A 25,617-nucleotide genomic window follows, 5' to 3' on the forward strand; every position below is an offset into this window, starting at 1 on the left:
TCGGGAGCACCTCGGGGCAGGAGGAGGTCGCCGCGGCGGCGGCGGTCCGGGCAGGGGCGGAACAGGGCCGCTCCAGGCTAGGCCCGGGCGCTCGCGCTCCGGTCGGCGAAGGTCCCGTGGGCGAGGGTCCCGTGGCGCGCCCGGGGCGGCCTCAGCCTCTGCCGGTGCCGTCGTCGGCGTCGCGACGTCGCGCGGAGAAGACGGACACGCCGGCGGAGAGCACCATGATCACGAGCACCGCGATGACCACCCCGGTGAAGGGGATCGGGATCCCCGCCGCGGCGAGCACCGCCCAGATCGCGAGCAGCGAGGCGCCGATCAGCACGGCGTCGCGGACGGCCCGCAGCAGGCGGGGGATCAGGTTCGCCCGCTTCACCCGCCGCTCGGCGACGGTGTAGTAGGCGGCGGCGTCCTTCTGGAGCCGCTCCCCGAGGGGCCGCTCCTCGCGTGCGGTGCGCGGCCGCTCCTCGCCGGCGCCGGCCTCGAGGGCCTTCCCGGCGGCGCGCACGTAGCCGGCGACGTCGGGCCCCTGCTTGCGGGCGGTGTTCCGCGCCGCCTTCGCGTAGGTCTTCCAGTCGGACATCAGCGGTCCTCCTCGCGCCAGCGGATGTCGCCGCCTCCCCGAGGAGCGGGGGAGCGGGGCCGACGAGCACGGTAGTCGGCGTAGTAGGAGAGCCCGACGTTCAGGCCGATGGTGATCAGCAGCGAGAGCATGAAGCTCGCGAAGGTCGAGCGCAGACCCGCCATGCGCAGCACGATGAAGAGCACGCCGATGGTGACCACGCTGATGACGAGGTGGTCCTTGATGCGCCCCAGGAGGCTGCGGGAGCGTCGGCTCATCCCGGCATGGTAGCGGCGCCACCTGGACGCCGCGCGGACGGAAGGCGCATTCCTGATCGCGACGTGAGACTCCGCGCACACTGCTCCGGGCGGCGGTCCGCAGGGCCCGAGCGCGTTAGGCTGGCCGTGTTCCCAGGGGCGGCATCGAGGCCGAAGGCGGCCTGCCGCCCGCTGCCGACATCGAGAGGAATGCACCCCGTGGACCTGTTTGAGTACCAGGCCCGCGATCTCTTCGAGAAGCACGGCGTGCCCGTGCTCGGAGGAGTCGTCGCGGAGGATCCGGCCACTGCCAAGGCTGCCGCCGAGCAGCTCGGCACCCCGGTCGTCGTCGTCAAGGCGCAGGTGAAGACCGGAGGCCGCGGCAAGGCCGGCGGCGTGAAGATCGCGAAGTCCCCCGAGGAGGCGGAGCAGAAGGCCGCCGAGATCCTCGGCATGGACATCAAGGGCCACACCGTGCACCGCGTCATGGTCGCCGCCGGGGCGGACATCGCCGAGGAGTACTACTTTTCGCTGCTGCTGGACCGCGCGAACCGCAACTACCTCGCCATGTGCTCCGTCGAGGGCGGCATGGAGATCGAGCAGCTCGCCGTCGAGCGACCCGAGGCCCTGGCCCGCGTGGCCGTGGACCCGAACGTGGGCATCGACGCGGCGAAGGCGCAGGAGATCGTCGAGGCCGCGCGCTTCGACGCCGAGACCGGCGCCAAGGTCGCCCCCGTGCTGCAGAAGCTGTGGGACGTCTACCGCGAGGAGGACGCGACCCTGGTCGAGGTCAACCCGCTGGTCAAGACCGGCGCCGGGGAGATCGTGGCCCTCGACGGCAAGGTCACCCTCGACGACAACGCGGAGTTCCGCCACGAGGATCACGCGGCCCTGGTCGACACCAAGACCGAGGACCCGCTGGAGGCGAAGGCCAAGGCCCTCGACCTCAACTACGTCAAGCTCGACGGCGAGGTCGGCATCATCGGCAACGGTGCGGGCCTGGTCATGTCCACCCTCGACGTCGTCGCCTACGCCGGCGAGGCGCACGGGGTGAAGCCCGCCAACTTCCTCGACATCGGCGGCGGCGCGAGCGCCGAGGTGATGGCCAACGGCCTCGACGTCATCCTCGGCGACGAGCAGGTCACCGCGGTGTTCGTGAACGTCTTCGGCGGCATCACCGCCTGCGACGCGGTCGCCAACGGCATCGTCGGCGCCCTGCAGAAGCTCGGCGACGCCGCCACCAAGCCGCTCGTCGTGCGCCTCGACGGCAACAACGTCGAGGAGGGTCGCAAGATCCTCGCCGACTTCGCGCACCCCCTCGTCACCCAGGCCGACACCATGGACGGCGGTGCCGCGAAGGTCGCCGCGGCCGCCGCAGGAAAGTGAGCAGCACCCGACATGTCTATCTTCCTTGATGAGAACAGCAAGGTCATCGTCCAGGGCATGACGGGCTCGGAGGGCATGAAGCACTCCCAGCGCATGCTCGACTCCGGCACCCAGATCGTCGGCGGCGTGAACCCGCGCAAGGCCGGGCAGTCCGTCTCCTTCGAGGGCGGCCACGAGGTGCCCGTCTTCGGCACCGTGAAGGAGGCCATGGAGGCCACCGGCGCGAACGTCTCGGTGGTCTTCGTGCCGCCGAAGTTCGCGAAGGATGCGGCGCTCGAGGCGATCGATGCGGCGATGCCGCTCCTGGTGGTCATCACCGAGGGCATCCCGGTCAAGGACTCCGCCGAGTTCTTCAACTACGCCCAGTCGAAGGGCACCACACGCATCATCGGCCCGAACTGCCCGGGCCTGATCAGCCCCGGGAAGTCCAACGCCGGCATCACCCCGGCGAACATCACCGGTGCGGGCAAGCTGGGCCTGGTCTCCAAGTCTGGCACCCTGACCTACCAGATGATGTACGAGCTGGCCGACATCGGCTTCACCACCGCCATCGGCATCGGCGGCGACCCGGTCATCGGCACCACCCACATCGACGCCCTCGAGGCGTTCGAGAAGGACCCGGATACCGTGGGCGTCGTGATGATCGGCGAGATCGGCGGCGACGCCGAGGAGCGTGCCGCCGCGTACATCAAGGACAACATGACCAAGCCCGTCGTCGGCTACGTCGCGGGCTTCACCGCCCCCGAGGGCAAGACCATGGGCCACGCCGGCGCGATCGTCTCCGGGTCCGCCGGCACCGCGCAGGCGAAGAAGGAGGCCCTCGAGGCCGCCGGCGTCAAGGTGGGCAAGACCCCCACCGAGACCGCCGACCTCATGCGCGAGATCATCAAGGGCCTTTCCTGACCCCCTTCTGAGCGGGAGCGTCACGCGCTCCTGAGCGCCTGCGGCAGCACAGCGCCCCGGACCCCGAGCGGGTTCGGGGCGCTGCGTCGTCCGGAGCCCGTCCGCGATCGGGGAGGAGTGCCGATCGTCGCCCGACGTAGGGGGTCCGGCGGGGGAGCGCTCGAGGAGGATGAGGACGTGACCCCCGCTGACGCCGGCTCTTCCGCGCCCCGCCCTCCGGATGCCCGCGCCGCTCGCCCGGCCCCCGCCGACCGGCCCGCCGTCGTCGGCGCCCTTATCTCGCTGTTCGTCCTCGCGATCGGCGTGACGATCGGGCTGAACCCCGAGGGCGTCGTCTTCTCCCGCGATCCGGGCTACGCCCCGATGCCGGTGCCGCTGCTGATCGTGCCCGCTCTGCTCGCGATCGCGCTCACCCTGCTGCTGCCGCGCGGCCGCGGCGACGCGGAGGTGGGTGTGCGCCGGCCCCGCGCCCTGCGCGCCGAGACCGCGATGCTGGTGATCCTCGCCTGCGGCTTCCCGCTGCTGGTGCCGCTGCTGCCCACCGACGAGGACTACGTGCTGCTCAAGGCCGTGATGTTCCTCGTCGTGCCGATGACGATTCTCGCGCTGTCCGCCCGGCGCCGTGGGTCGTCGATCGCGATCGGACGCCCCGAGGTGCGCCGGTGGCTGATCGTTCTGCCCGCGCTGGCGCTCGGCGTGCTTTCCACCGTCGGACCCTTCTCCTCGGGAGGACCCTCGAGCTGGCCGCCGCTCGCCCTGCTGCTGATCGCCGCGACGGCCACCGCGATCACCGCCGGCTTCGGCGAGGAAATCCTGTACCGACGCCTGCTGCAGACCCGCCTCGAGGCGCTCGTCGGCTCCGGGACCGGGCTGCTGCTCACCGCGATCCTCTTCGCCCTGATGCACGTCCCCAGCCATGGCGATGGGTCGCTGTGGGCGAGCACGGCGCAGTCCCTGGCCATGCAGGGGACCACCGGGATCGCGCTGGGCCTGATGTGGCGGCGCTGGCGACGGCTCTGGGTGTGCGTCCTCGCGCACCTGCTCCTCAACGGCTTCGCTGTGCTCCTGCACCTCGTCGATCTGCTCGTCTGATTGGGATGGGCGGGATGGGTCGGGACGGGTCGGGCCGTGACCGCTCCGCCGCCCGCGAACGGGGCCCCGCCCGTCAGCCGGGCGGATAAGCTGGACGACGCCAGTCGCGCCGACCGAGGAGGGCCTGTGTCCGGAGATCTCATCGACACCACCGAGATGTACCTGAAGACGGTGTTCGAGCTCCACGAGGCGGGGGTCGCGCCGATGCGGGCGCGGATCGCGGAGCGCCTCGGCCACTCCGGCCCCACGGTCTCGCAGACGGTCGCCCGCATGGAGCGCGACGGTCTGCTGCATCTCGACGACCAGCGCCGCATCCGGCTCACCCGGCAGGGCGAGGAGATCGCGACCGACGTCATGCGGAAGCACCGCCTCGCCGAGCGTCACCTGCTGGACGTCATCGGGCTCGACTACCCGCACGTCCACGAGGAGGCGTGTCGCTGGGAGCACGTGATGAGCCTCGAGGTCGAGCAGCGCATCGCCGCGCAGATCCGGCCGCCCTACGTCGATCCCTACGGCAACCCGATCCCGGGCCTCGCGGCCCTCGGGATCGACGAGACCGTGCTCACCCTCGAGGGTAAAGACTCCGCCCCCGCCGTCTCGGAGCTCGTGGAGGTGGTCGCCGACGGCGAGACCCGTGCCGTGCGCCTCGAGCGGATCGGCGAGCGGGTGCAGTCCGACGTCGCACTGCTCGGCGAACTCGCACGTCAGGGCATGATCCCCGGAGCGGACCTCGAGGTCGAGCGACTCGCCTCCACCCTCGTGCTGCGCGGCCCCGAAGGGGGAGAGGTCGCGGTCACCGAGGTAGTCGCCGGACAGCTCCACGTCAGCCTGCCGACCGCTCGGTAAAGGCTCCGTCAAGCTCTCCCCAGAACCTTTCGGTCGAGCTGTCCCGAAGCCCGCTCAGCTCCTAGTCTCGGGGTGCACCGCGGGACCAGGACTCACGGTGACCCGCCCGGAACGCCCCATCGCGCACCGGATCGGAAAGCGAGACGCCGAGAGCGCGAGGACCACGGTCCAGGGGCAGGGAGCTGAACGTGTCGAAGACTGCGATGAACACCCACCGCCGTGCCATGCGCCCGGTGACCCCGGCCGTGCGCGCCGGGCGCGCCGCCGCCGGGACCGCGATGGCCGCCGCCATGCTGCTCGGCGGTGCCGCCGCCGCGACCGCGGATCCCGCCGCCGAGGCCCCCGCCGCCCCGCAGGCCGACGCCGCCCCCGCCGTGCTCACCCCCGTGAGCGCCCCCGCCGTCGGCATCCCCGCCGCCGAGGCGTCCGCGAGCGCCGCGACCGTGATCGCCCCTGCCGCGACCATCTCCATCGAGCTGCCCGAGCCCGAGCCCGAGCCCGAGCCCGTCGTCGAGGAGACCCCGGCGGAGGACCAGGACGAGCAGGAGGGCACCTCGGAGGAGACCGAGTCCCGCGACGAGGACGAGTCCGCGGACCGCTCCACCGAGCGCGAGAGCCGTGAGGAGTCCTCCGACGCGGACGAGTCCGACTCCGATGAGTCCTCCTCCGACGAGGAGTCCTCCGACGAGGGGTCCTCCGAGGACGAGGAGCAGAGCGAGGCTCCGGCTTCTGCCGCGAAGGGCAGCTCGGTCCTCGCCACCGCCCGCTCCGGCATCGGCACCCCCTACGTCTACGGCGGCTCCTCGCCCTCGGGCTGGGACTGCTCCGGCTTCGTGCAGTGGGTCTACGCCCAGCACGGCATCAACCTCCCCCGCACTGCGGGCGCGCAGGCCGCCGCCGGGACCGTCATCCCCCGCTCCGAGGCTCGCCCCGGCGACCTGGTCTACAAGCCCGGCCACATCGGCATCTACGCCGGCGGCAACCAGTTCGTCGACGCCGGCAACTCCCGCGTGGACACCTCCGAGCGCAAGATCTACTCCGGCGACTGGACCTTCATCCGCGTCGGCTGATCGCTCCCGCGCCGTTCCGGCCCCGCCTCCCCACCGGGAGGCGGGGCCGCTCCCGTTCCCGGGAGAGGGCCGGGTACCGTGGAGCGGTGCCGACCTCACGCGCTCTCGATCCCGTCCGCGACCTCCTCGCCACGGTGCTGCTGCTCGTCGCGACGGTGCTGGGGGCGGCGTGGCTCCCCGCCGTCTGGCTCGAGGAGAACGTCGTGGACCAGGAGGGCTTCCTGGCGATCGCGAAGCCGCTCGGCTCCGATCCGGAGCTGCAGCGCGAGCTCTCCGACTCCGCCGTCGAGGAGGTGCTCGGGAACGAGAGGGTGCCCGGCTGGCTCGCGGACTCGATCCGGCCGACCCTCGAGGAGCAGGCCGCGAGACTCACCGGAACCGGCGGCTACCAAGCCGTCTGGGACGAGGCGATGGTCCAGCTCCACGGGGCCCTGTTCACCCCCGGCGGGAGCCCCGTCGACGTCGACCTCGCGCCCTTGGCCGATGAGATGCTCACCGCCGTGGAGGACGCGGTGCCCTTCGTGAGCGTGCCCCGCCCCGAGGACCTCACCATCACCCTGTTCACCGTCCCGGACGTACCGTTGCTCTCCCGAGCCGAGGTGCTCGACCCCTGGGCGCACCGGCTCGGGCCGATCGCCCTGGTGCTCGCCGCCCTCGCCCTGCTGCTCGGCGCGCATCGCCGGATCCTGCTGGTCCTCGCCGGGCTCGGCGGGATCGCCGCCGGGCTCGGCGACTGGTTCCTGGCGCAGCGGATAGAGCAGGTCGTCCCCGACCAGATCGACCAGGCCGCCGTCCTGGGGTCGATCGTGCAGGCGTTCCAGGAGCGCTTCGCGGCGGAGGTGGGGCCCTCGGCGGTGATCCTGCTCGGCGTGGGCGCCCTGCTGGCCGCCGCCGGGCTGGTCCTGCTGGGTCTGCGCCACCGCAGCTGAGGGGCGCGGCGGGAGGCCGGAGCCGCCCGCCAGCGGATCACTGCCGCCCGTCGGCGGATCAGAGCAGGCCGAGCCGCTCGAAGGCGGCGAGCACGCCGTGCTCGGCCGGAGGCGGCACTTCGAGATCCGCAGCGGCGAGGACCTCGGCGCGCGACCCCCGGATGGCGACCCCCGTGCCGGCGGCGCGGAGCATGCCCAGGTCGTTCATCCCGTCGCCGATCGCGATCGTGTCGGCGACGGGCACCCCGAGGTGCTCGGCGAGGAGGAGCAGGCCCTGGGCCTTGTCCACCCCTGCGAGATGCAGCTCGCCCGAGCCGAGGCCGTCCGGGGAGATGGAGTTGGGCAGCGCCCCGAGCTCGGGGCCGATCTCCTCCGCGAGGGCCTCGATCGGCACGGGCGAGCTCCAGACGGTGATCTTCGCGGCCGGCACCTCCGCGAGGCGATCGGTGGTCCTCACCGCGGCGAGGAGGTCCGCGGTGCCGCGGCCGCGATCCCCCTCGGCGGGGACCACCGAGCGGCGGGGACGCTCGCGCAGCTGGTGCGCGGACCGCTCGGTGCACCACAGGGCTTCGGGGGCCTCGAGCACGAAGGCTGCGCCGTGCGCCTCGAGCACGTGGACCGCCCGCGCGGTGACCTCCGGGGGCAGACGCTCATCGCGCAGCAGCTCCGCGCCGATCCGCACGTGAGCTCCGGCGGAGGTGATCCAGCCGTCGAAGAGTGCGGCGACGTCCTCCGCGACGATCGATCCCGGGCGCCCCGTCGACAGCAACACCGCATGTCCGGCCGCCCGGGCGGCCAGCACCGCCTCGGCCTGGGTGCGGGGTACGACGCCGTGCCGGGCGAGCGTCCCGTCGAAGTCGAGGAAGGCGGCGCGACGGCGCAGTGCGGGAGTCTCGCGAGGCTCCGACCGCTCGCGGGCGCCGACGGGGGCTCCCGCGCCGGGGGGCGCTGCGGGGACGGACGACGGGGCGGAAAGGGACACGGCGCTCCTGGACGGTCTCGGCGGCGGTGAGGCCGCACGGCGGCACGGAGCCTCCAGCCTAGGCGACGTGGACGTGCCGGCGGCGGTCGCCTCAGCGGAGGCGGTGCGCGCTGAGCCGCACGTCGAGGCGCACGGCGAGTCCGTCCGTGGACGCGAGGGCGGCCCCGACGGTCGCGGGATCGACGTGGCGGGCGCTCGGTGTCATCGCCACCAGATCCTGCGCCTGCTCGGCGGTGAGGACGAGCTCGCTGTGCACCTCGCGCTCCGCGACGAGGGTGAACAGCGGATCGAGTGCGCGGTGCAGTCGCTCCTCCTTGCGCGGGTCGACCGAGACCATCCCCGGCACCACCTCGCGCAGCTCCGCCAGATGAGCTTCCGCGGGGCGCGCCACCAGCAGGGCTCCGCCCGGGCGCAGCACCCGCGCGAACTCTCCCGGGTTCCGCGGCGCGAAGACGTCCAGGAGCAGGTCGACGGACCCGGTGGCCAGCGGGAAGGGGGCGAACACGTCCCCGGTCACCGCGGCGGCTCGCTCGTGGGCTCGCGCCGCGGAGCGCAGCGAGCGGGCCGACGTGTCCAGTCCCAGGCCCGCGGCCCCGTCGAAGCGCTCGAGCATCCCGGCCAGGTACCAGCCGGGTCCGCAGCCGGCGTCGAGCACCGTCGAGCCTCCGCCCCGCAGGGCGGGGACGGTCGCCTCGGCGAGATCCCCGAGAGCGGTGAGCAGCGGGTCGTAGGCGCCGGTGGCGAGGAATCGTTCGCGGGCCCGCGCCATCGACTCGTCATCGCCGGAGACCGCTCCGGCTCCGCCGAGCAGCGAGACGTAGCCCGCGCGGGCCCGGTCGAAGCTGTGCCGCTGCGGGCAGCGCAGGGAGCGCCCGTCGGCCGCGAGGGTGCCGGCGCAGGTGGGGCAGCGCAGCAGCGGGAGCCAGGCGGCGAGCGCGGGAGGGAGATCGGCGGGGGAGGGGGTCACCCGTGCTCAGGCCCGCTTGACCAGGGAGAGCTCGAACTCGAGCTGGATGCTCTCGGAGACCAGCAGGCCGCCCGAGTCCAGAGGGGTGTTCCAGGAGATGCCCCAGTCGCGACGGTCGATGCGACGGCTGCCCTCGAGGCCCGCGCGGACCGCGCCGAAGGGGTCGTTCTCGATGCCCACGAGGCGCAGCGGCACCGCGAGATCGCGGGTCACGTCGCGGATGGTCAGGGCGCCGTCCACGATCCAGCTGTCCTCGTCGACCTCCTCGATGCGACGGGCCACGAAGGTCATCTCCGGGTAGGTCCCGACGTCGAAGAAGTCCGCGCTGCGCAGGTGCTCATCGCGCTGCGGGGTGCGCGTGTCGATGCTCGCCATCTGCACGGTGAGGGTCGCGGACGAGGCGGAGGGGTCCTCCACATCGAGCACCAGCGTGCCGCTGACCTCGTTGAACGCCCCCCGTACCTTGGTGACCATGGCGTGACGAGCGGCGAAGCCGATGCGGGTGTGGGTGGGATCGATGTCCCAGGTCCCGGACAGCGCGGAGTCGGTCATGGTGGCCTTTACTGGTCGGAGGCGGTCCGCGGGGAGGGGCGGCACCGCCGGGGGTCGGGGGTCGTGAGGCCCCCGGGTCACGGTGTTCGACTGCCTGGTCGATCGACGGAAACCTACCAGGGCCCCGGGGCGGGGTCCATGTCGCCCGATCCTCGACCGTAGTGCCGAGCGATCCGAGAGGTGTGCCGAGCGGTCGGGCGGCAGAGCGGCGACGGGCCGCGGCGCCTCAGCCGCGGCCCGTGCCCGGAGCGGCCTCGTTCCGCGCCCGGGCCGCCTCGAACAGGGAGAGGTCGTGAGAGGTGACGATCCGCGCCTCCGGGTCCCGGGCGAGGGCACGCAAGCGCCTCTGGGTGCGGTGCATCATGCGCGGATCCTGCGCGACGAGCGTCTGGCGCAGCCGCACGTCGAGACGCAGCCGACCCGTGCGCAGCGTGCGCGCGTCGAGCGCCGCATCCCCGATGTGCAGCAACCACCCCTCGGGCGTCGGCACCGCGACCCCGGCGTGGCCGGGCGTGTGACCGGGCAGCGGCACCAGCGGCAGCCCGGGGGCGACGTCGTCGAGCTCGACCGTGCCCTCCAGCCCTTTCCAGGTGCGAGCACCCCGCGGATGGGCGACCAGATGCGGGCCGTGGCCCCAGTGCCCGGTGCGGTATCGCTGACGCACCCGGGGTCCGCGCCGGTCCCGGATCGCCGCCGCCTCCGCAGCGAGCCGGCGCGGATCGCGCACGTCCCCGGTGCCGAATCCGGTGTCGACCAGCACCAGACGGTCACCGATCTCCAGCAGCAGCACGTGGCAGACCATGCGGCCGACGGGGGTGCGGAGAGTGCCGCAGTCGAGATGATGGATGCGCATCGGGTTCTCCTCGGGTCGATGACCAGCCCTGGACACGGTGTCTCAGGCGCCGACGTACTCCCGCAGGTGCCTGCCCGTCAGGGTCGATCCGTCGGCCACCAGCCGAGCCGGGGTGCCCTCGAAGACCACGCGCCCGCCGTCGGCCCCGGCACCCGGGCCGAGGTCGATGATCCAGTCCGCATGGGCCATCACGGCCTGGTGGTGCTCGATGACGATCACGGAGGTGCCCGCGTCGACGAGGCGGTCCAGCAGCTCGAGGAGGGCGCCGACGTCCGCGAGGTGCAGGCCGGTCGTCGGCTCGTCCAGCACCACCGTGCCGCCCGCGGTGCCCATGTGCATCGCCAGCTTGAGCCGCTGCCTCTCGCCGCCCGAGAGGGTGGTCAGCGGCTGGCCGATGGTGAGATACCCCAGTCCCACCTCGTCGAGGTGGCGGAGGATCTTCGCGGCCGCGGGGACCCTCGCCGCCGGGTCCTCCTGGCCGGAGAAGTGGGCCAGCGCGTCCTCGACGCTCATCTCGAGCACCTCGGCGATGTGCTTCCCGCCGAGGGTGTACTCGAGCACGGAGGCCTGGAAGCGGCGGCCCTCGCACTCCTCGCAGGGTGTCGAGACGGTCTCGAGGAAGCCGAGCTCGGTGTAGATCACGCCGTTGCCCTTGCACACCGGGCAGGCGCCCTCGGAGTTGTTGGAGAACAGGGCGGGCTTGACCCCGTTGGCCTTCGCGAAGGCCTTCCGCACGGGCTCGAGCAGGCCGGTGTAGGTCGCGGGGTTCGAGCGGCGCGAGCCGCGGATCGCGGACTGGTCCACGACCGTGACGTCGGCGCCCTTCGGCAGCGAGCCGTGGATCAGCGAGCTCTTGCCGGAGCCGGCCACGCCGGTGACCACGGTGAGCACGCCGAGGGGCACGTCCACGTCCACGTCCCGCAGGTTGTGCTGCGAGGCGCCGCGGATCTCGAGGGCTCCGGTCCGATCGCGTACCGACTCCTTGAGCGCGGCGCGGGTGCCGAGGTGCCGACCGGTGAGGGTGTCGGCGGCGCGCAGGCCCTCGACGTCCCCCTCGTACTGGAGGCGGCCCCCGTGGCTGCCGGCCCGGGGGCCGAGATCGACCACGTGATCGGCGATCGCGATGGTCTCCGGCTTGTGCTCGACGACGAGCACCGTGTTGCCCTTGTCGCGCAGGGCGAGGAGCAGCTCGTTCATGGTCGCGATGTCGTGCGGGTGCAGTCCGATGGTCGGCTCGTCGAAGACGTAGGTGACGTCCGTCAGGGCCGAGCCGAGGTGGCGGATCATGCGGGTGCGCTGCGACTCGCCGCCGGAGAGGGACCCGGAGGGGCGGTCGAGGGAGAGGTAGCCGAGACCGATCCGCACGAAGGAATCCAGCAGCGCGGCGAGGTTCGCGAGCAGCGGGGCGACCGTCGGCCCCTGGTGGCGGCCGCGCAGCTCCTCGACCCAGCTCGCGAGCTCCGTGATCTGCCAGGCGGTGACATCGGCGATCGAGACCCCGTCGACGCGCGAGGTGCGGGCGTGCTCCGCGAGGCGAGTGCCCTCGCACTCAGGGCACTCGATGAACTTCACGGCGCGGTCCACGAAGGCGCGCACGTGCGGCTGCATCGCGTCGCGGTCCTTGGACAGCATCGACTTCTGGATCTTCGGGATCAGACCCTCATAGGTCATGTTCATCCCGTCGATGCTGATCTTCGTCGGCTCCTTGTACAGGAAGTCGTGCAGCTGCCGCTTCGTGAACGACTTGATCGGCTTGTCCGCCGGGAAGAAGCCGGAGCGCACGAAGATCTTCACGTACCAGCCGTCGGGTGAGTAGTTCGGGATGGTGAACGGGCCCTCGTCGAGCGACTTCTCCTCGTCGTACAGCTTGGAGAGGTCCACGTCGGAGACCTGGCCCATGCCCTCGCAGCGCGGGCACATGCCGCCCACCCGCGAGTAGGTGGCCTTCTCGGCGATGGTCTTCGCGCCCTTCTGCACGGTCATCGCCCCGGACGCGGTCACGGAGGGGACGTTGAAGGAGTAGGCACTGGGACCGCCGACGCTCGGCTCGGCGAGCTTCGAGAACAGGGTGCGCAGGTAGGCGTTCGCGTCGGTCACGGTGCCGACGGTCGAGCGCACGTTCGCGCCCATCCGCTCCTGGTCCACGATGATCGCGGTGGTCAGGCCCGAGAGCTCGTCGACGTCGGGACGGGCGAGGGAGGGCATGAACCCCTGCAGGAAGGCGCTGTAGGTCTCGTTGATCATCCGCTGCGACTCGGCGGCGATGGTGCCGAACACGAGCGAGGACTTCCCGGAGCCGGAGACGCCCGTGAAGACCGTCAGGCGCCGCTTGGGGATGTCGAGGGAGACGTCGCGGAGGTTGTTCTCCCGCGCCCCGCGCACGCGGATCACGTCATGGGCATCGGCCGACGGGACGGACGAGGTCTGGGCGGTCATGGCGACTCCTGCGGGAGGGGAGGGGAGGGCGGGAAGCGGGAGGAAGAGCGGGGAGGGCGGGGCCCGATCATCGGGGAGGGCGAGGCCCGGTCATTGTGCCACCGGCTCCGCGGCGCGGAGCGGCACGTGCCGTAACCCCGGAGCGGCCATGCGCGTCGGCCCGCCGATACCCTGGGGAGGTGAGCACCCCGACGCACTACGACATCGCCCTGATCGGCTCCGGCTCGATCAATTCCTTCCCCGGTCCCGACCTCGCCGGTCGCACGATCGTGCAGATCGACCGCGGCGTCGGCCCCGATCACGTCTTCGGCGGGACCTGCCTGAACCTCGGATGCATCCCGACCAAGATGTTCGTGCACACCGCGAACCTCGCCGCGACGCCCGCGGAGTCCGCGCGCTTCGGTCTGAGCGAGCGCCTTGAGGGCGTGGACTGGCCCGCGATCCGGGACCGCATCTTCGGGCGCATCGACCCGATCTCGGCGGGCGGCGAGGCCTACCGCCGCGATCACGAGGACAACGCCGACCTCACGCTGCTGCGCGGCACCGCGAGCTTCGTCGGGCCGAGGCACCTGCGCGTCGAGCTCGCGGACGGCGGCAGCGAAGAGATCACCGCCGACACGGTCGTGCTCGGCGCCGGGTCGCGGCCCGTGATCCCTGCGATCGACGGGCTCGCCGAGGCCGCCCCGCACACCTCCGACACGATCATGCGCCTGGAGGCGCTGCCCGCCTCCCTGCTGATCCTCGGCTCCGGGGTCGTGGCCGTGGAGATGGCGCACGTGTTCGCCTCCCTCGGCGTCGAGGTCACCCTCGTCGCCCGTTCGGAGCGGGTGCTGCGCGCCGCCGACGCCGACGTCTCCGCGCGGCTCACCGAGATCCTCGGCGAGCGACTGCGGCTCGAGACCGGGCTCTCGACCACCGCGGTCCGGCGCACGGCCGACGGGATCGAGCTGCGCGGCCGACGGGACGGCGCCGAGGTGGTGCTGGGCGCCGAGGAGATCCTCGTCGCGACGGGGCGGCGGCCCAACTCCGACCTGCTCGGGGTCGAGGCCGCCGGGATCGATCTGGCGGAGGACGGCCGCGTCGTCGTGGATCCCTACCAGCGGGTGCTCTCGGGCGGCGAGGTGCTCGAGGGCGTCTGGGCCCTCGGCGACCTCTCCAGCCCGCACCAGCTCAAGCACGTCGCCAACCACGAGCAGCGCATCGTGCGGCACAACGTGCTGCACCCGGAGGCCCTGCGCCGCTCGGATGCCCTGCCTGTGCCGGCCGGGGTGTTCACCCACCCGCAGGTCGCCTGGGTGGGGATCGACGAGGAGTCCGCCCGTGCGAGCGGCCGGACGGTGCGCGTCGCGACCCAGGAGTACGCCTCGATCGCCTACGGCTGGGCGATGGAGGACACGACCGGCTTCGTGAAGCTCGTCGTCGACGCAAAGACCACCGAGATCCTCGGCGCGCACCTCATCGGCCCCGAGGCGACCACCCTGATCCAGATCCTGATCCAGGCGATGAGCACCGGGCAGACCGCACGGGACATCGCCACGACCCAGTACTGGATCCACCCGGCCATGCCCGAGCTAATCGAGAACGCCCTGCTGCAGGTGATCTGAGCGCCTCCGGCCCGGCCCGGAGCGACGAGCGGTCGGGGTCAGCCGGCCTGCTCGTTGCTCGGCAGGCAGGACTTCAGCGGGTCCTGCTCGATGACCGGGGCCTCCGTCGCGGTCTCCTCGCCGGTGCCGGACTCCTCCGCGGAGGATTCCTCCGCGCTCGGGGTCTCCTCCTCGGCGGTGGTCTCCTCCGCGGTGGTCTCCTCGCCGGAGGACTCCTCCTCGGGGGCGGCGCCGGTCTCGGCGGGCTCCGTGGAGCCGGGCTCGGTCTCGCCCACGACCGACTCCGGCGGATCCACCTTCAGGGAGTCCTCGATGGAGGCCTGGGTCCACTCCTTGAGGTAGTCCCAGTCCGCGTTCGCCGACGGGGTGACGTCCTGCGTGATCGGGTACGAGGTGAACCCGCCGTCCTTGACCCGCAGGGCCAGGTCCACGAAGGCGTCGAGATCGGACACCGGGATGTCCGTGACGATGTTCTGCTCGGCCGTGTTGACCAGGCCGGGGATCGACATCGCGAGGGTCGCCGGATCGGCTTCCTCGGCGACGGCGCGGACCATGCGCTGCTGGCGGCACATGCGGTTGAAGTCGTCGGACCCCTCGCGGGAGCGGGCGTACCAGAGGGCGTGGAAGCCGTCGAGCGTCTGCGCGCCCGGCTCGATGTAGCCGTCGATCGGTCCCGCGCCGCCGCCGATCGGGATGCGACGCTCGACCACGAGGTCCACGCCGCCGATGGCGTTGACGAGGTCCTCGAAGCCCTGCAGGTTCACCATCGCGTAGTAGTCGGTCTGGAGGCCGAGGGTCTCCTCGACGGCCCAGCGGGTCGCCGTCAGGCCCGGCTCGGGATCTCCGGGGAAGAGGTCCGGACGGTCCTCGGCCCAGGTCCACACGGCGTTGATGAGGTCCTGGTTCTGCCCGAAGTAGCGGAAGCCGTCCGGGAAGACCTCCGCGGCGGGGGTGCCCTCGGGGAAGCGGACGTGCTCGAGGTTGCGGGGGATGGAGAACAGCGCGGTCTGGCCGGTCTTGGTGTCGATCGAGGCGACCATGAGGGTGTCGGGGCGGGTGCCGGTGCGGTCGGCGCCCGCGTCCTGCCCGAGCAGCATGATGTTGACCCGCTCGGTGTTCGCCCACGGGTCCGCGCCCTCGGCGAGGTCGCCGGAGCGGTCGCCGGCGAAGACGCTGCTCGAGCCGAGGAGGGACTGACCGGCCCACAGCGAGCGGACCGTGTAGCCGGCGGGGATCGCGACGGCGACGACCATCGCGGCGGCGACCGCGAAGGCCAGATACCGACGCGTGCCGGTGAGTCGCTCCTTGGTGGTCTGGGCGAGGTTCGCGAGCACGATCTGCACGATCCAGACCAGCCCCACGACGGCGGCGACCGCGAGGAACCCCAGGAGCACCGTGCGGGAGGTGAGCAGCTGGATCATCTGCAGCCGGTCGCCGAACCTCCACAGCAGCAGGCCCGCGATCACGACGGCGGCGAGCACGGCGAGCAGAGCGATGCCGAGCCGGCGCATCCGCGTGGTGAGCAGGCCGGCGCCGGGCAGCACGGTGGTGAGCACCGTCCATCCGGCGACCTTCGGCAGGGAGCCCTCCGCGCGGCCCTCTTCACGGCGGGAGCGCGGGGCGGTCGAACGGGCGGCGAGATGCTCCGAGGCAGCCGAGGCGTCGGACGCGTCCGATGAGTCCGGGGACTCCGACGCGCCCGGGACGTCGGGCCCGGCGGAAGCGTCGGCGGCGTCGGCCGACGGGGCGGGCTGGGTCGACGGGGAGGGAGCGCCCCAGGCGTCCTGCTCGTCGAGGAGGAACGCCCGCCGACGGCCGTGGCCGGGACGGCGCGCGGCGGGGTCCGCCGCGGCGTCCGCGGGCGGAACCGGGGCAGCGAGCGGCGACGTGGGGGGCTCGACGGGGGTGGTCGACGGCTCGACGGGCTGCGCGGGGGCAGTCGGCGGCTCGACAGGCTGGGCAGGGGAAGACGCCTGCGCGGGTTCGGCCGAGGATGCCGGGGGCGTCGTCGCTCCCGGCCAGGTGCGCTTCGCACCGCTGTAGCCGAAGGCGGCATCGCGGTTGGCGCGCGCCTGATCGGGGGGCAGCGGCGTCGAGGTCGGTCGCCGGAGCGGCTCCTGGTGCCTGCCGGACCGACGGCGTCGACGTCGGGGGGCCGAGGAGGGGTCCGTCATGAGCGACATCCTAGGTTCACGGGGCGCGATGATCGCGCATCTGCCTGTGAGGACCTGGTGGAGGGTCGATGCCCGCGCGGTGACGCGCCGCCTCCGTATCCTGAAGAGCATGCGCCTGATCCATGACCCGTCGACCGACCTCACGTACGACGACCTCTTCTTCCTGCCCTCCCGCTCCGCGATCACGTCCCGCTTCGACGTCGACCTCGGCAGCGATGACGGCACCGGCACCACCATCCCGCTGGTCGCCGCGAACATGACCGCCGTCACCGGTCGGCGGATGGCGGAGGTGATGGCCCGCCGTGGCGGCCTCGCCGTGCTGCCGCAGGACCTCTCCCCGGAGCGCCTCGACTCGATCGTCCGCTCCGTCAAGCAGCGGGACCTGCTGGTCGACCATCCGCTGACCCTCGGGGTCGACGGCACCCTCGGCCAGGCCGCGGACCTGCTGCCCAAGCGGCCCCACGGCGTCGTCGTCGTGGTCGACGCCGAGCGCCGCCCCCTCGGCGTCGTCTCCGCGCAGGAGATCGCCGGACGCGACTCCTTCGCCGCCGTCGGCGAGGTCCTCGACTCCGACGCGCTCGTGCTCGGCCCCGCGGACCTCGACGTCGACCCCGCCCTGCTCCATGCCCGCATCGCCGCGACGCACCACGACGTCGCCGTGGTCACCGCCGAGGACGGCACGCTGCGCGGCGTGCTCACCGCCACCGGCGTGCTCCGCTCGACCATCTACCGCCCCGCCGTCGACGACGCGGGCCGGCTGCGCATCGCCGTCGCCGTCGGCATCAACGCGGACATCGAGACCCGGGTGCACGAGCTGGTCGACGCGGGCACCGACGTGATCGTGCTCGACACCGCCCACGGGCACCAGGACAAGATGCTCGAGGCGCTGCGTCGCGCCCGCACCGTCCTCGGCCCGTCCGAGGACACGCCGGTGCGGCTGGTCGCCGGGAACGTGGTCACCGCCGAGGGCACCCGCGAGCTGATCGAGGCGGGCGCCGACATCGTCAAGGTGGGTGTCGGCCCCGGCGCCATGTGCACCACGCGGATGATGACCGGCGTGGGCCGGCCTCAGTTCTCCGCCGTGCTCGAGTGCGCGGCCGAGGCCCGTCGCGTCGGTGCTCGCGTGTGGGCCGACGGCGGGGTGCGCCACCCGCGCGACGTGGCCCTCGCGCTCGCCGCGGGTGCCTCGAACGTCATGATCGGCTCGTGGTTCGCGGGCACCTACGAGTCGCCCGGCCAGATGCGCACCGACGAGCGCGGCCGGCGCTACAAGGAGAGCTTCGGCATGGCCTCCAAGCGAGCCGTCTCGCACCGCACCGCCCACGAGGACGCCTTCGCCCGGGCCCGCAAGGGCCTGTTCGAGGAGGGCATCTCCACCTCGCGCATGTACCTCGCCGAGGGGGCGGGCGGCGTCGAGGACCTGCTCGACGTGATCACCGCCGGCGTGCGCTCCTCCTATACCTACGCAGGCGCGGCGGACACCGACAGCTTCCGCGAGCGGGCCGTGATCGGGCTGCAGGGCGCCTCCGGCTACGCCGAGGGTCGGCCGGTCTCCAGCTCCTGGAGCTGAGTCCGGGGCCGATCGACCGGGACCGGGCGGGGCAGCGCACGATGCCGTCCCGCCCGGTCCCGCCCGGTCCCGCCCGCGTCCCGCCCGCGTCCCGCCTGCGTCTCGTCGGGGCCGGTCGCCCGGTAGGCTTCCGGTCATGACGACTCTCGTGATCGGTGGTGCCGGGTACATCGGATCGCACGTGGTGCGGCTCCTGCAGGAGAAGGGCGAGCGGGTGGTCGTGGTCGACAACCTCTCGACGGGACTGCGCTCCCGTTGCGAGGGCGTCGAGCTGATCGAGCTCGACATGACCCTGCCCGACGCGGCGGAGAAGCTGGCCTTCCACCTCCGGGCCTCCGGCGCCGACTCGGTGATCCACTTCGCCGCCCACAAGCAGGTCGGCGAGTCCGTCGCGAACCCCGAGATGTACTGGCACGACAACATCGCCGGCCTCGCCAACGTGCTCGCCGCCTGCGCGAGCGCCGAGGTGCGGGACGTCGTCTTCTCCTCCTCCGCCGCGGTCTACGGCATGCCCGACGTCACGGTGGTCACCGAGGACCTCACCCCGCAGCCGATCAACCCCTACGGCGCGACGAAGTACGTGGGCGAGTGGATGCTCGCCGATGCCGAGCGCGCCCACGGGATGCGCACCGTCGCCCTGCGCTACTTCAACGTCGCGGGCGCCGGCTGGCCCGAGCTCGCCGACACCGCCGTGATGAACCTGGTCCCGATCGTGCTGGACCGCCTCGAGCGGGGCCTGGCCCCCGTCGTCTTCGGCGACGACTACGACACCCCCGACGGCACGTGCATCCGCGACTACGTCCACGTGCTCGACCTCGCGCACGCCCACATCGCGGCGCTCGACTACCTCCGCGGCGGGGAGCGGGAGCATCGCGTGTTCAACGTGGGCACCGGCGAGGGCTCGAGCGTGCTCGAGGTGATCCAGGCGATCGCCCGCGCGAAAGGCATCGAGATCACCCCGGAGGTCGGGGAGCGCCGCGCCGGCGATCCCGCCCGCCTGATCTGCTCCGGCGACCGCATCGCCCAGCACCTCGGCTGGAAGTCCGAGCACGGCCTGGACGACATCGTGCGCTCCGCCGTCGAGGCGCGCGGCGCGATCACTCCCGACGTCGAGGCGTACCCGCAGGGCTGAGACCGGCCGGGGCGGGCCCTCCGTCCGGGCGGCCTCAGGTGAGGTAGCGGTAGATCGGGTCCTCCGGATCGATCCGCTCGATGGTCATGTTCGAGGCGGCCATCCGCGCCATCAGCGGATCGAGGTCCGAGCGGCTGCCCAGCTCGACGCCGACCAGGGCGGGACCCTCCTCGCGGTTGTTCCGTTTGATGTAGTCGAACAGCACGATGTCGTCGCGCGGGCCGAGCACCCGGTCCAGGAACCGGCGCAGCGCCCCCGGCTCCTGCGGGAAGGTCACCAGGAAGTAGTGCTTGAGGCCCTCGTGCACCAGGGAGCGCTCGACGATCTCGGTGTACCTCGACACGTCGTTGTTGCCTCCCGAGACGATGACCACCACGTCCCCCGTCGACTCCTCGTCCTCCCCGCCGGAGCCCCCGCGGCCCAGATGCGGGATCGCCCCGGTGGCCACCGCGGTCGCCGCCAAAGCGCCCGCGGGCTCGGCGATGATCCCGTCGACCTGGTACATCTGCAGCATCTCGGTGCACACCGCGCCCTCGTCCACCGCGAGGAGCTCGGGCTCGATCGCGCGGACCATCCGCAGCGGGGCGGCGCCCACGCGGCGCACCGCGGCGCCGTCGACGAAGGTGTCCAGCTCGTGCAGGGTCACGGGCCGCTCGGCGCGCACGGCCGCGGCCATCGACACGGCCCCGGCCGGCTCGACGCCCACGATCCGCACCGACGGGGTGCGCTCGCGCAGCCACGCCCCGCAGCCGCCCAGCAGGCCGCCTCCGCCGACGGGCAGCACCATCGTGCCGACCTCCCGGCCGTGCTCCTCGCGCAGCTGCTCGACGGCCTCGAGGGCGACCGTGCCCTGCCCGGCCATGATCAGGGGGTGGTCGAAGGGCGGCACCTGCGTCGCCCCGGTGCGCTCCGCGTCCTCGGCCGCGGCCTCCGCCGCGTCGTCGAACGTGTCGCCGACGAGCAGCAGCTCGACGAACTCGCCGCCGATCGCGACGATCCGCTCGCGCTTCTGGCGGGGGGTGGTGCCGGGCACGTAGATCCGCCCCCGGATGCCGAGGGCGGCGCAGGCACGGGCCACCCCCTGGGCGTGATTGCCGGCGCTCGCCGCGACCACGCCCGCCTCGCGGGCGGCCGGGGGCAGGGAGTCCAGGAACAGATGGGCGCCGCGCAGCTTGTACGAGCGGACCGACTGGAGGTCCTCCCGCTTGAGCCAGACGTCGACGCCGGCGAGTTCGCTCAGCCGCTCGCTGTGCAGCAGCGGCGTGCGGCGGAACACCGGGGCGAGGCGCTCGGCGGCCGCCTCGACCTCCGCGGCGCCCAGCGGCAGGGCCGGGGGAGCGGGGTCGGCGGGGCGGGACGGGGCGTCGGTCATGCGAGGTCCTCCCGGGGGATGACCAGGGCGGTCGCGAGGGCGGCGATGCCCTCGCCGCGACCGGTCAGCCCGAGGGCGTCCGTGGTGGTCCCGGAGACCGCGACAGGAGCTCCGACGACCGCGCTCATCGCGGCGCAGGCCTCTTCTCGACGGGCGGAGAGCCGGGGACGGTTGCCGACGACCTGCACGGCGATGTTGCCGATCTCCAAGCCGGCCCCGCGCACCAGGCGAGCGGCCTCGGCGAGCAGGGTGGACCCGCTCGCGCCCTCCCACTCGGGACGGTCGGTGCCGAAGTGGGTGCCGAGGTCGCCGATCCCGGCGGCGGAGAACAGCGCGTCGCAGGCCGCGTGGCAGGCGACGTCGGCGTCGGAGTGCCCGGCGAGGCCGCGCTCGCCCTCCCAGGTGAGGGTGGCGATGCGGAGAGGGCGGGGGGAGTCCTCGGGGGCGAAGGCGTGCACGTCCACGCCGAGGCCGACGCGGGGCAGGACGCTCATCGGGCCCCGCCCGCCTCCAGGCGCGCGAGCTCCCGGTCGATGTCCGTGAAGGTCAGGCCCGCGTTCGTCCCCAGCAGCAGCGGCATGGCGGAGACTCGCGGGATGCCCAGGGCGGCGGGCAGGTCGACGGTGCTGACCACCAGATCCGCCTCGAAGTCATTCGAGAGCAGGTCCATCACGGTCGCCTGCACCACCTGCACCTCGCGCCCCGATTCGGTGATGTGCTCGCGTACCTGGTCCGCGATCAGAGCGGCGGTGGCGATCCCCGCGCCGCACACGATGGCGATGGTGAGCATGCAATCTCCTGGACTGGCGACGGGTGGGCGACGGTCGATTCTGTCATGCCCCGAGCAGGACGTCCACGTCAGCGGGGTCGGCCGTCTACGATGCCAGCGTGAAACAGCCCCGCCGCCACCGCTCGGCACGCCGCACCGGCCGTGCCGCCGGCATCGTGCTCGCCGGAGGCTCCGGCACCCGTGTGGGGGCCGGCATCAACAAGGCGTTCCTGCCGCTCGCCGGGCGCAGCATCGCCAGCTGGGGTCTGAACACCCTCGCCCGCGTAGAGGGCGTCGGGCTGCTGGTGTTCGTGGTGCGGCCCGAGGACCTCGAGCACGCCCGCTTCGTCGCGGACCGCGAGACCGAGCGCCCGCTCGAGATCATCACCGGCGGGGACACCCGGCAGGAGTCGGAGCTGCTGGCCCTGCGCCATCTCGCCGACCGGATCGATGCGGGAACCGTGGACACGGTGCTCATCCACGATGCGGCCCGTCCGCTCGTCTCCCACGGCCTCGCCGCCGCCGTGCTGCACGCCGCCCGGGAGACCGGGGGCGCGGTGCCGGGGATCCCGGCGACCGATGTCGCCCCCGTCGGCCCCGGCGACACGCTCGCCCCCCGGGCGCACCTGCGCCCCGAGTCCCTGGTGCGGGTGCAGACCCCGCAGGGCTTCCGCGCCTCGACCATCCTCGACGCCTACGAGGCGGCGGCGCGGGACGGCTTCGTCGGCACCGACACCGCCTCGTGCGCCGAGGAGTACACCGACATCCCGGTGACCTGGGTGCGCGGCGAGGAGACCAACTTCAAGATCACCTATGCGCAGGACCTGCTGCTGGCCCAGGACGTGGTCACCGCGCTAGGTTTGAGGTCCGGGTGAGGAGGAGCCGATGTCCGTCCAGGAGAGCTATCTGCGGTGCACCGCCTGCGAGCAGGAGTCCGAGCACCAGGTCGTCTACGCCGGCCGCTTCGTCACCGAGATCCAGTGCACCTCGTGCGGGGCGGTGACCCGGCTCGACGTCTCGGAGGACTACCTCCCCGATCTGCGTCAGCGCATCTCGAGCAAGCCCGGCCGCCTGATGCGCCGGCTCCGCCACGACCCGGGGGAACTGGCCACGAGCCTTCCCCAGCGCACCCTGTCGAAGCCGCGGCGCATGCTCGAGGAGTTCCGCACCGTCTGGCGCAGCCGCCGCGACGACTGACCTGCATCCTGCGGACCGGAGCCCGCGGCGGGCCCCGGGGCGGCGAGCTCAGGGGCGCCGCGCGAGGCCGTGACGGTGGGAGGTGTCGCGGGCGAGGCCCAGCGAGATCTGCGCCTGCCAGAGCGTGAGCCGGTCCACCAGGGCGGTCCCCGCGTGCGAGCCCTGGACGGTGCGGACGGCCGCCCCGCGGTCGAGCAACGCCTGGATCTCGTCGAATCCCTCGGAGGGGGCGTCGGCGACAGCCCCCACGAGTGCCTCGCGACGCAGCAGCCGCGGACTCTGCAGCGCCGCCAAGGTGCTGCGGTCCACGTTCCGCAGCCCGGAGGGTGCGATCTGCTTGACGGAGTCCGTCATCGCGACCGTCGGGACCACGGCGTCGACACCGGGGACGAGCGCGGCGAGCACCGCGGAGACCACCGCCGCCGGGGTCAGCGCGCGCTCGGCGTCATGGACCAGCAGGAACGGCTCGGCACTGTGCTCGAGCGCCGTGACCAGCGCCTCGCGTCGACCTGCGGCGACCTCGTGCACCGCCGCGCGGCCCGAGACCGCCCGGCGCAACGGTTCTGCCGCGTCGGTGCGCGTGATCACGAGCGGGGAGGGCAGGCCGAGGTCGCGCGCGCTGCCGAGCAGGCGATCGACCAGCAGCGAGCCGCCCAGGGGCTCGAGGCCCGGCGTGGGGGCCGCGCCGACGATGCCCGGCGCCGGCGGGGCGAGCGCGAGGATGATCGGCCGCACCTCGGCGGTCGACGGGAGAGCGGTCACGACCGGCCGCTCAGGACGCGAGGACCTCGTCGAGGATCGACTCGGCATCGGTCTCGTCGGTCTTCTCGGCCAGGGCGAGCTCGGAGACGAGGATCTGGCGGGCCTTGGCGAGCATCCGCTTCTCCCCGGCGGAGAGGCCGCGGTCCTGATCGCGGCGCCAGAGATCGCGCACGACCTCGGCGACCTTCTTGACGTCCCCCGAGGCGAGCTTCTCGACGTTGGCCTTGTAGCGGCGCGACCAGTTGGTCGGCTCCTCGGTGTAGGGCTGGCGCAGGACTTCGAAGACCTCGTCGAGGCCCTCCTTGTCGACCACGTCCCGCACTCCGACGAGATCGACGTTGTCCGCGGGGACCTCGATCGTCAGGTCGCCCTGAGCGACCTTGAGCTTGAGGTAGGTGCGATCCTCGCCCTTGATGGTGCGGGTCTTGACCTCCTCGATGAGCGCGGCACCGTGGTGCGGGTAGACGACGGTCTCGCCGACAGCGAAGTTCATGTGGTGGGTCCCCTTTCCGCGTGACAGTCTACCACCGGCTCCACGTGGTAAAATGCGCGGTTCTCCGCATCTCGGCTGGTCAGGGCCCGGTGGGAGCACTGGTCGGGCGCGGGTCGGGCGCGGATCGGGGCGGTGGATGGGCATCGGCGGACGCGGCGCGAGACGATCTGGCGCGGGAATCCGGACCGGGGCGGTGCGGTACCCTGTGAGAGCTGTCCTTCGTCCCTCCGCCGCCGGTCGCGGCATCGAACAGGAGTCCTCCGTGCGCACCTCCCGTCGTCTCGTGCTCTCCGCCGCCGCCCTGGGCCTGGCCCTCGCCGCGTCCGGATGCGCGTACTTCAACCCGGTGCAGACGCACGAGTTCTACCAGGCCGCCGACGGCACCAACGCGAACCTCTCGCAGGACGGCTCGACCGTGATCGGCGTGCGCAACGCGCTCGTGATCCTGCGGGAGGACGGCACCGCCGAGTTCTCCGCCACGGTCGTCAACTACGAGCAGGCGATCGAGGGCGCCGAGCCCACCCGTACCGTCGACCTCGCGGCCGCGACCTCGGACGGCACCGCGATCTTCGCGACCGGCGTGTCCCTCGCGCCGGAGCAGGTCGTCTCCCTCGGTGCGGGCGAGGACAGCGATCAGAGCGTCCAGATCGGCGACGCCTCCGGTGTCGTCGCCGGCGACATCCTCGACCTGACCGTCACCTCCGGTGATCAGACCGTGGTGATCTCCCTGCCCGTCGTCGACGGCAGCCTCGAGCACTACAGCGAGACCGAGAGCGGGGAGACCGCCGGCGCCTGAGCGCCACGCGACCGCGCCGCTGCCCCAGCCAGCAGCATCGAGTCAGACACGGAGCGCCCCGCGGCCAGGCCGCGGGGCGCTCTGTCGTCCGTCGTCCCCGGGTCGCTCTGCGCAGGAGAGCCCCGCGCGCGGTCAGCCGCCGGACGACTCGAACTTGTAGCCGAGGCCGCGCACCGTCACGAGGTGGACCGGGTTCTTCGGGTCGTCCTCGATCTTCGCACGCAGCCGCTTCACGTGGACGTCGAGGGTCTTGGTGTCGCCGACGTAGTTCGCGCCCCACACCCGGTCGATGAGCTGGCCCCGGGTGAGCACCCGGTCCACGTTGCGCAGCAGCATCTCGAGGAGCTCGAACTCCTTGAGCGGCAGCGCCACCTCCTGGCCGTGCACCTGCACGACGTGCCGCTCGACATCCATCATGATGCTGCCGGCGCTGAGGGCGGCGTCCTCTTCCCCGTCGCCCGAGTCCTGACCGCGGCGCAGCACGGCCTTGATCCGGGCGAGCAGCTCGCGGGAGGAGTAGGGCTTGGTGACGTAGTCGTCGGCCCCGAGCTCGAGGCCCAGCACCTTGTCGAACTCGTCGTCCTTCGCCGTGAGCATGATGACCGGCACCGAGGAGGTGCGGCGGATCTCGCGGCACACCTCGGTGCCGCTCATGCCGGGGAGCATCAGGTCCAGCAGCACGAGGTCCGCGCCATGGGCGGAGAAGATGCGCAGGCCGTCGGTCCCGGTGTCCGCGACCGCGACCTCGTAGCCCTCCTTGCGCAGCGAGTAGGACAGCGGATCCGAGAACGACTCCTCGTCCTCGACGATCAGGATGCGCGTCATGTCAGAGTCCCTTCCCCGTGGCGTGGTCCGAGTCCACGGTACGGGAGCGTCGGGCGGAGGCGGCCTCCGCGGTGTCCTTCCGATCGGT

General features: G+C 72.7%; 26 protein-coding genes. 12 read left to right on the forward strand and 14 right to left on the reverse strand.

What is annotated here, in order from left to right; all coding sequences use genetic code 11:
* Positions 1-151: 151 nt before the first annotated feature.
* Together ACZCAH_RS09685 and ACZCAH_RS09690 are read right to left on the reverse strand one after the other, a co-directional pair.
* A complete protein-coding gene (locus tag ACZCAH_RS09685; RefSeq protein ID WP_464340880.1) occupies positions 152-583 on the reverse strand; it encodes a hypothetical protein in 432 nt (143 codons plus the stop codon).
* Positions 583-840 (reverse strand): hypothetical protein, encoded by a 258-nt coding sequence (locus ACZCAH_RS09690; RefSeq protein WP_464340881.1) that lies wholly within the window; start codon positions 838-840, stop codon positions 583-585. The genes ACZCAH_RS09685 and ACZCAH_RS09690 overlap by 1 nt, the downstream gene beginning before the upstream one ends.
* 198 nt (positions 841-1,038) lie before the next feature.
* On the opposite strand from ACZCAH_RS09690, the gene sucC reads away from it, so the two are divergent.
* From sucC to ACZCAH_RS09720, 6 genes are all read left to right on the forward strand, one after another.
* On the forward strand, positions 1,039-2,205 hold the full coding sequence (gene sucC / locus ACZCAH_RS09695; RefSeq protein ID WP_464340882.1) for an ADP-forming succinate--CoA ligase subunit beta: 1,167 nt from the start codon (positions 1,039-1,041) through the stop codon (positions 2,203-2,205).
* Between the two features lie 12 nt (positions 2,206-2,217).
* Positions 2,218-3,108: a succinate--CoA ligase subunit alpha gene (gene sucD, locus ACZCAH_RS09700; protein WP_464340883.1), complete on the forward strand. Its 891-nt coding sequence runs from the start codon at positions 2,218-2,220 to the stop codon at positions 3,106-3,108.
* Between the two features lie 177 nt (positions 3,109-3,285).
* On the forward strand, positions 3,286-4,200 hold the full coding sequence (locus ACZCAH_RS09705) for a lysostaphin resistance A-like protein (protein WP_464340884.1): 915 nt from the start codon (positions 3,286-3,288) through the stop codon (positions 4,198-4,200).
* Positions 4,201-4,326: 126 nt separating this feature from the next.
* Positions 4,327-5,046: a metal-dependent transcriptional regulator gene (locus ACZCAH_RS09710; protein ID WP_464340885.1), complete on the forward strand. Its 720-nt coding sequence runs from the start codon at positions 4,327-4,329 to the stop codon at positions 5,044-5,046.
* 188 nt (positions 5,047-5,234) lie between these two features.
* Positions 5,235-6,116, forward strand: coding sequence for a C40 family peptidase (locus tag ACZCAH_RS09715; protein WP_464340886.1), 882 nt, complete (start codon positions 5,235-5,237; stop codon positions 6,114-6,116).
* Positions 6,117-6,202: 86 nt separating this feature from the next.
* Entirely contained in the window at positions 6,203-7,045 is an 843-nt protein-coding gene (locus ACZCAH_RS09720) for a hypothetical protein (protein ID WP_464340887.1), read from the forward strand.
* Between the two features lie 58 nt (positions 7,046-7,103).
* Here ACZCAH_RS09720 and ACZCAH_RS09725 read toward each other — a convergent pair whose 3' ends face one another.
* The 5 genes from ACZCAH_RS09725 to ACZCAH_RS09745 all read right to left on the reverse strand — a co-directional run bounded on the left by ACZCAH_RS09725 (position 7,104) and on the right by ACZCAH_RS09745 (position 12,835).
* The gene (locus tag ACZCAH_RS09725; RefSeq protein WP_464340888.1) at positions 7,104-8,027 is read right to left on the reverse strand and encodes an HAD family hydrolase; all 924 of its coding nucleotides are present in this window, start codon (positions 8,025-8,027) and stop codon (positions 7,104-7,106) included.
* A gap of 91 nt (positions 8,028-8,118) precedes the next feature.
* Positions 8,119-8,994: a putative RNA methyltransferase gene (locus ACZCAH_RS09730; RefSeq protein ID WP_464340889.1), complete on the reverse strand. Its 876-nt coding sequence runs from the start codon at positions 8,992-8,994 to the stop codon at positions 8,119-8,121.
* A 6-nt stretch (positions 8,995-9,000) separates the two neighbouring features.
* Positions 9,001-9,546, reverse strand: a complete 546-nt coding sequence (locus ACZCAH_RS09735) for a YceI family protein (RefSeq protein WP_464340890.1) — start codon at positions 9,544-9,546, stop codon at positions 9,001-9,003.
* A 226-nt stretch (positions 9,547-9,772) separates the two neighbouring features.
* Entirely contained in the window at positions 9,773-10,399 is a 627-nt protein-coding gene (locus tag ACZCAH_RS09740; RefSeq protein ID WP_464340891.1) for an MBL fold metallo-hydrolase, read from the reverse strand.
* Between the two features lie 42 nt (positions 10,400-10,441).
* On the reverse strand, positions 10,442-12,835 hold the full coding sequence (locus ACZCAH_RS09745) for an ATP-binding cassette domain-containing protein (RefSeq protein WP_464340892.1): 2,394 nt from the start codon (positions 12,833-12,835) through the stop codon (positions 10,442-10,444).
* Between the two features lie 179 nt (positions 12,836-13,014).
* Between ACZCAH_RS09745 and ACZCAH_RS09750 the strand changes: the two genes are divergently transcribed.
* Positions 13,015-14,439, forward strand: coding sequence for a mycothione reductase (locus ACZCAH_RS09750; protein ID WP_464340893.1), 1,425 nt, complete (start codon positions 13,015-13,017; stop codon positions 14,437-14,439).
* A gap of 38 nt (positions 14,440-14,477) precedes the next feature.
* Here the strand turns inward: ACZCAH_RS09750 and ACZCAH_RS09755 are convergent, their stop codons facing one another.
* Positions 14,478-16,613: an LCP family glycopolymer transferase gene (locus ACZCAH_RS09755; RefSeq protein ID WP_464340894.1), complete on the reverse strand. Its 2,136-nt coding sequence runs from the start codon at positions 16,611-16,613 to the stop codon at positions 14,478-14,480.
* A gap of 109 nt (positions 16,614-16,722) precedes the next feature.
* Here ACZCAH_RS09755 and ACZCAH_RS09760 point away from each other — a divergent pair, with 109 nt between their 5' ends.
* Together ACZCAH_RS09760 and galE are read left to right on the forward strand one after the other, a co-directional pair.
* Complete coding sequence (locus tag ACZCAH_RS09760; protein WP_464340895.1) at positions 16,723-18,183, forward strand: GuaB1 family IMP dehydrogenase-related protein; 1,461 nt, start codon at positions 16,723-16,725, stop codon at positions 18,181-18,183.
* 136 nt (positions 18,184-18,319) lie between these two features.
* Positions 18,320-19,315, forward strand: a complete 996-nt coding sequence (gene galE, locus ACZCAH_RS09765; RefSeq protein WP_464340896.1) for a UDP-glucose 4-epimerase GalE — start codon at positions 18,320-18,322, stop codon at positions 19,313-19,315.
* A 34-nt stretch (positions 19,316-19,349) separates the two neighbouring features.
* Here galE and ilvA read toward each other — a convergent pair whose 3' ends face one another.
* From ilvA to ACZCAH_RS09780, 3 genes are read right to left on the reverse strand one after another with little or no spacing between them, the layout of a single operon-like run.
* Complete coding sequence (ilvA, locus tag ACZCAH_RS09770; RefSeq protein WP_464340897.1) at positions 19,350-20,687, reverse strand: threonine ammonia-lyase IlvA; 1,338 nt, start codon at positions 20,685-20,687, stop codon at positions 19,350-19,352.
* Positions 20,684-21,181, reverse strand: a complete 498-nt coding sequence (gene ispF, locus ACZCAH_RS09775; RefSeq protein WP_464340898.1) for a 2-C-methyl-D-erythritol 2,4-cyclodiphosphate synthase — start codon at positions 21,179-21,181, stop codon at positions 20,684-20,686. The genes ilvA and ispF overlap by 4 nt, the downstream gene beginning before the upstream one ends.
* Positions 21,178-21,477 (reverse strand): PTS sugar transporter subunit IIB, encoded by a 300-nt coding sequence (locus tag ACZCAH_RS09780; RefSeq protein WP_464340899.1) that lies wholly within the window; start codon positions 21,475-21,477, stop codon positions 21,178-21,180. Before ACZCAH_RS09780 ends, ispF begins: the two co-directional genes overlap by 4 nt.
* A 98-nt stretch (positions 21,478-21,575) precedes the next feature.
* Between ACZCAH_RS09780 and ACZCAH_RS09785 the strand changes: the two genes are divergently transcribed.
* Positions 21,576-22,331 (forward strand): IspD/TarI family cytidylyltransferase, encoded by a 756-nt coding sequence (locus ACZCAH_RS09785; RefSeq protein ID WP_464340900.1) that lies wholly within the window; start codon positions 21,576-21,578, stop codon positions 22,329-22,331.
* 10 nt (positions 22,332-22,341) lie between these two features.
* On the forward strand, positions 22,342-22,653 hold the full coding sequence (locus ACZCAH_RS09790; protein ID WP_329747263.1) for a hypothetical protein: 312 nt from the start codon (positions 22,342-22,344) through the stop codon (positions 22,651-22,653).
* Positions 22,654-22,701: 48 nt separating this feature from the next.
* Here the strand turns inward: ACZCAH_RS09790 and ACZCAH_RS09795 are convergent, their stop codons facing one another.
* Together ACZCAH_RS09795 and ACZCAH_RS09800 are read right to left on the reverse strand one after the other, a co-directional pair.
* The gene (locus ACZCAH_RS09795; RefSeq protein ID WP_464340901.1) at positions 22,702-23,415 is read right to left on the reverse strand and encodes a 2-C-methyl-D-erythritol 4-phosphate cytidylyltransferase; all 714 of its coding nucleotides are present in this window, start codon (positions 23,413-23,415) and stop codon (positions 22,702-22,704) included.
* A 10-nt stretch (positions 23,416-23,425) separates the two neighbouring features.
* Positions 23,426-23,908, reverse strand: a complete 483-nt coding sequence (locus ACZCAH_RS09800) for a CarD family transcriptional regulator (RefSeq protein WP_076810443.1) — start codon at positions 23,906-23,908, stop codon at positions 23,426-23,428.
* Positions 23,909-24,170: 262 nt separating this feature from the next.
* Here ACZCAH_RS09800 and ACZCAH_RS09805 point away from each other — a divergent pair, with 262 nt between their 5' ends.
* Positions 24,171-24,704, forward strand: a complete 534-nt coding sequence (locus ACZCAH_RS09805; RefSeq protein ID WP_464340902.1) for a hypothetical protein — start codon at positions 24,171-24,173, stop codon at positions 24,702-24,704.
* Between the two features lie 132 nt (positions 24,705-24,836).
* Here the strand turns inward: ACZCAH_RS09805 and ACZCAH_RS09810 are convergent, their stop codons facing one another.
* On the reverse strand, positions 24,837-25,529 hold the full coding sequence (locus ACZCAH_RS09810) for a response regulator (RefSeq protein ID WP_464340903.1): 693 nt from the start codon (positions 25,527-25,529) through the stop codon (positions 24,837-24,839).
* Positions 25,530-25,617: the final 88 nt, after the last annotated feature.

It is taken from the genome of Brachybacterium sp. B718/18 (assembly GCF_055454375.1).

Bases quoted from the DNA above. Each gene is read 5' to 3' on its own strand.
- ACZCAH_RS09685 (WP_464340880.1), bottom strand. From the start codon at position 583: ATGTCCGACTGGAAGACCTACGCGAAGGCGGCGCGGAACACCGCCCGC.
- ACZCAH_RS09690 (WP_464340881.1), bottom strand. From the start codon at position 840: ATGAGCCGACGCTCCCGCAGCCTCCTGGGGCGCATCAAGGACCACCTC.
- sucD (WP_464340883.1), top strand. From the start codon at position 2,218: ATGTCTATCTTCCTTGATGAGAACAGCAAGGTCATCGTCCAGGGCATG.
- ACZCAH_RS09735 (WP_464340890.1), bottom strand. From the start codon at position 9,546: ATGACCGACTCCGCGCTGTCCGGGACCTGGGACATCGATCCCACCCAC.
- ACZCAH_RS09740 (WP_464340891.1), bottom strand. From the start codon at position 10,399: ATGCGCATCCATCATCTCGACTGCGGCACTCTCCGCACCCCCGTCGGC.
- ACZCAH_RS09745 (WP_464340892.1), bottom strand. From the start codon at position 12,835: ATGACCGCCCAGACCTCGTCCGTCCCGTCGGCCGATGCCCATGACGTG.
- ACZCAH_RS09755 (WP_464340894.1), bottom strand. From the start codon at position 16,613: ATGACGGACCCCTCCTCGGCCCCCCGACGTCGACGCCGTCGGTCCGGC.
- ACZCAH_RS09760 (WP_464340895.1), top strand. From the start codon at position 16,723: ATGCGCCTGATCCATGACCCGTCGACCGACCTCACGTACGACGACCTC.
- galE (WP_464340896.1), top strand. From the start codon at position 18,320: ATGACGACTCTCGTGATCGGTGGTGCCGGGTACATCGGATCGCACGTG.
- ilvA (WP_464340897.1), bottom strand. From the start codon at position 20,687: ATGACCGACGCCCCGTCCCGCCCCGCCGACCCCGCTCCCCCGGCCCTG.
- ispF (WP_464340898.1), bottom strand. From the start codon at position 21,181: ATGAGCGTCCTGCCCCGCGTCGGCCTCGGCGTGGACGTGCACGCCTTC.
- ACZCAH_RS09780 (WP_464340899.1), bottom strand. From the start codon at position 21,477: ATGCTCACCATCGCCATCGTGTGCGGCGCGGGGATCGCCACCGCCGCT.
- ACZCAH_RS09790 (WP_329747263.1), top strand. From the start codon at position 22,342: ATGTCCGTCCAGGAGAGCTATCTGCGGTGCACCGCCTGCGAGCAGGAG.
- ACZCAH_RS09800 (WP_076810443.1), bottom strand. From the start codon at position 23,908: ATGAACTTCGCTGTCGGCGAGACCGTCGTCTACCCGCACCACGGTGCC.
- ACZCAH_RS09810 (WP_464340903.1), bottom strand. From the start codon at position 25,529: ATGACGCGCATCCTGATCGTCGAGGACGAGGAGTCGTTCTCGGATCCG.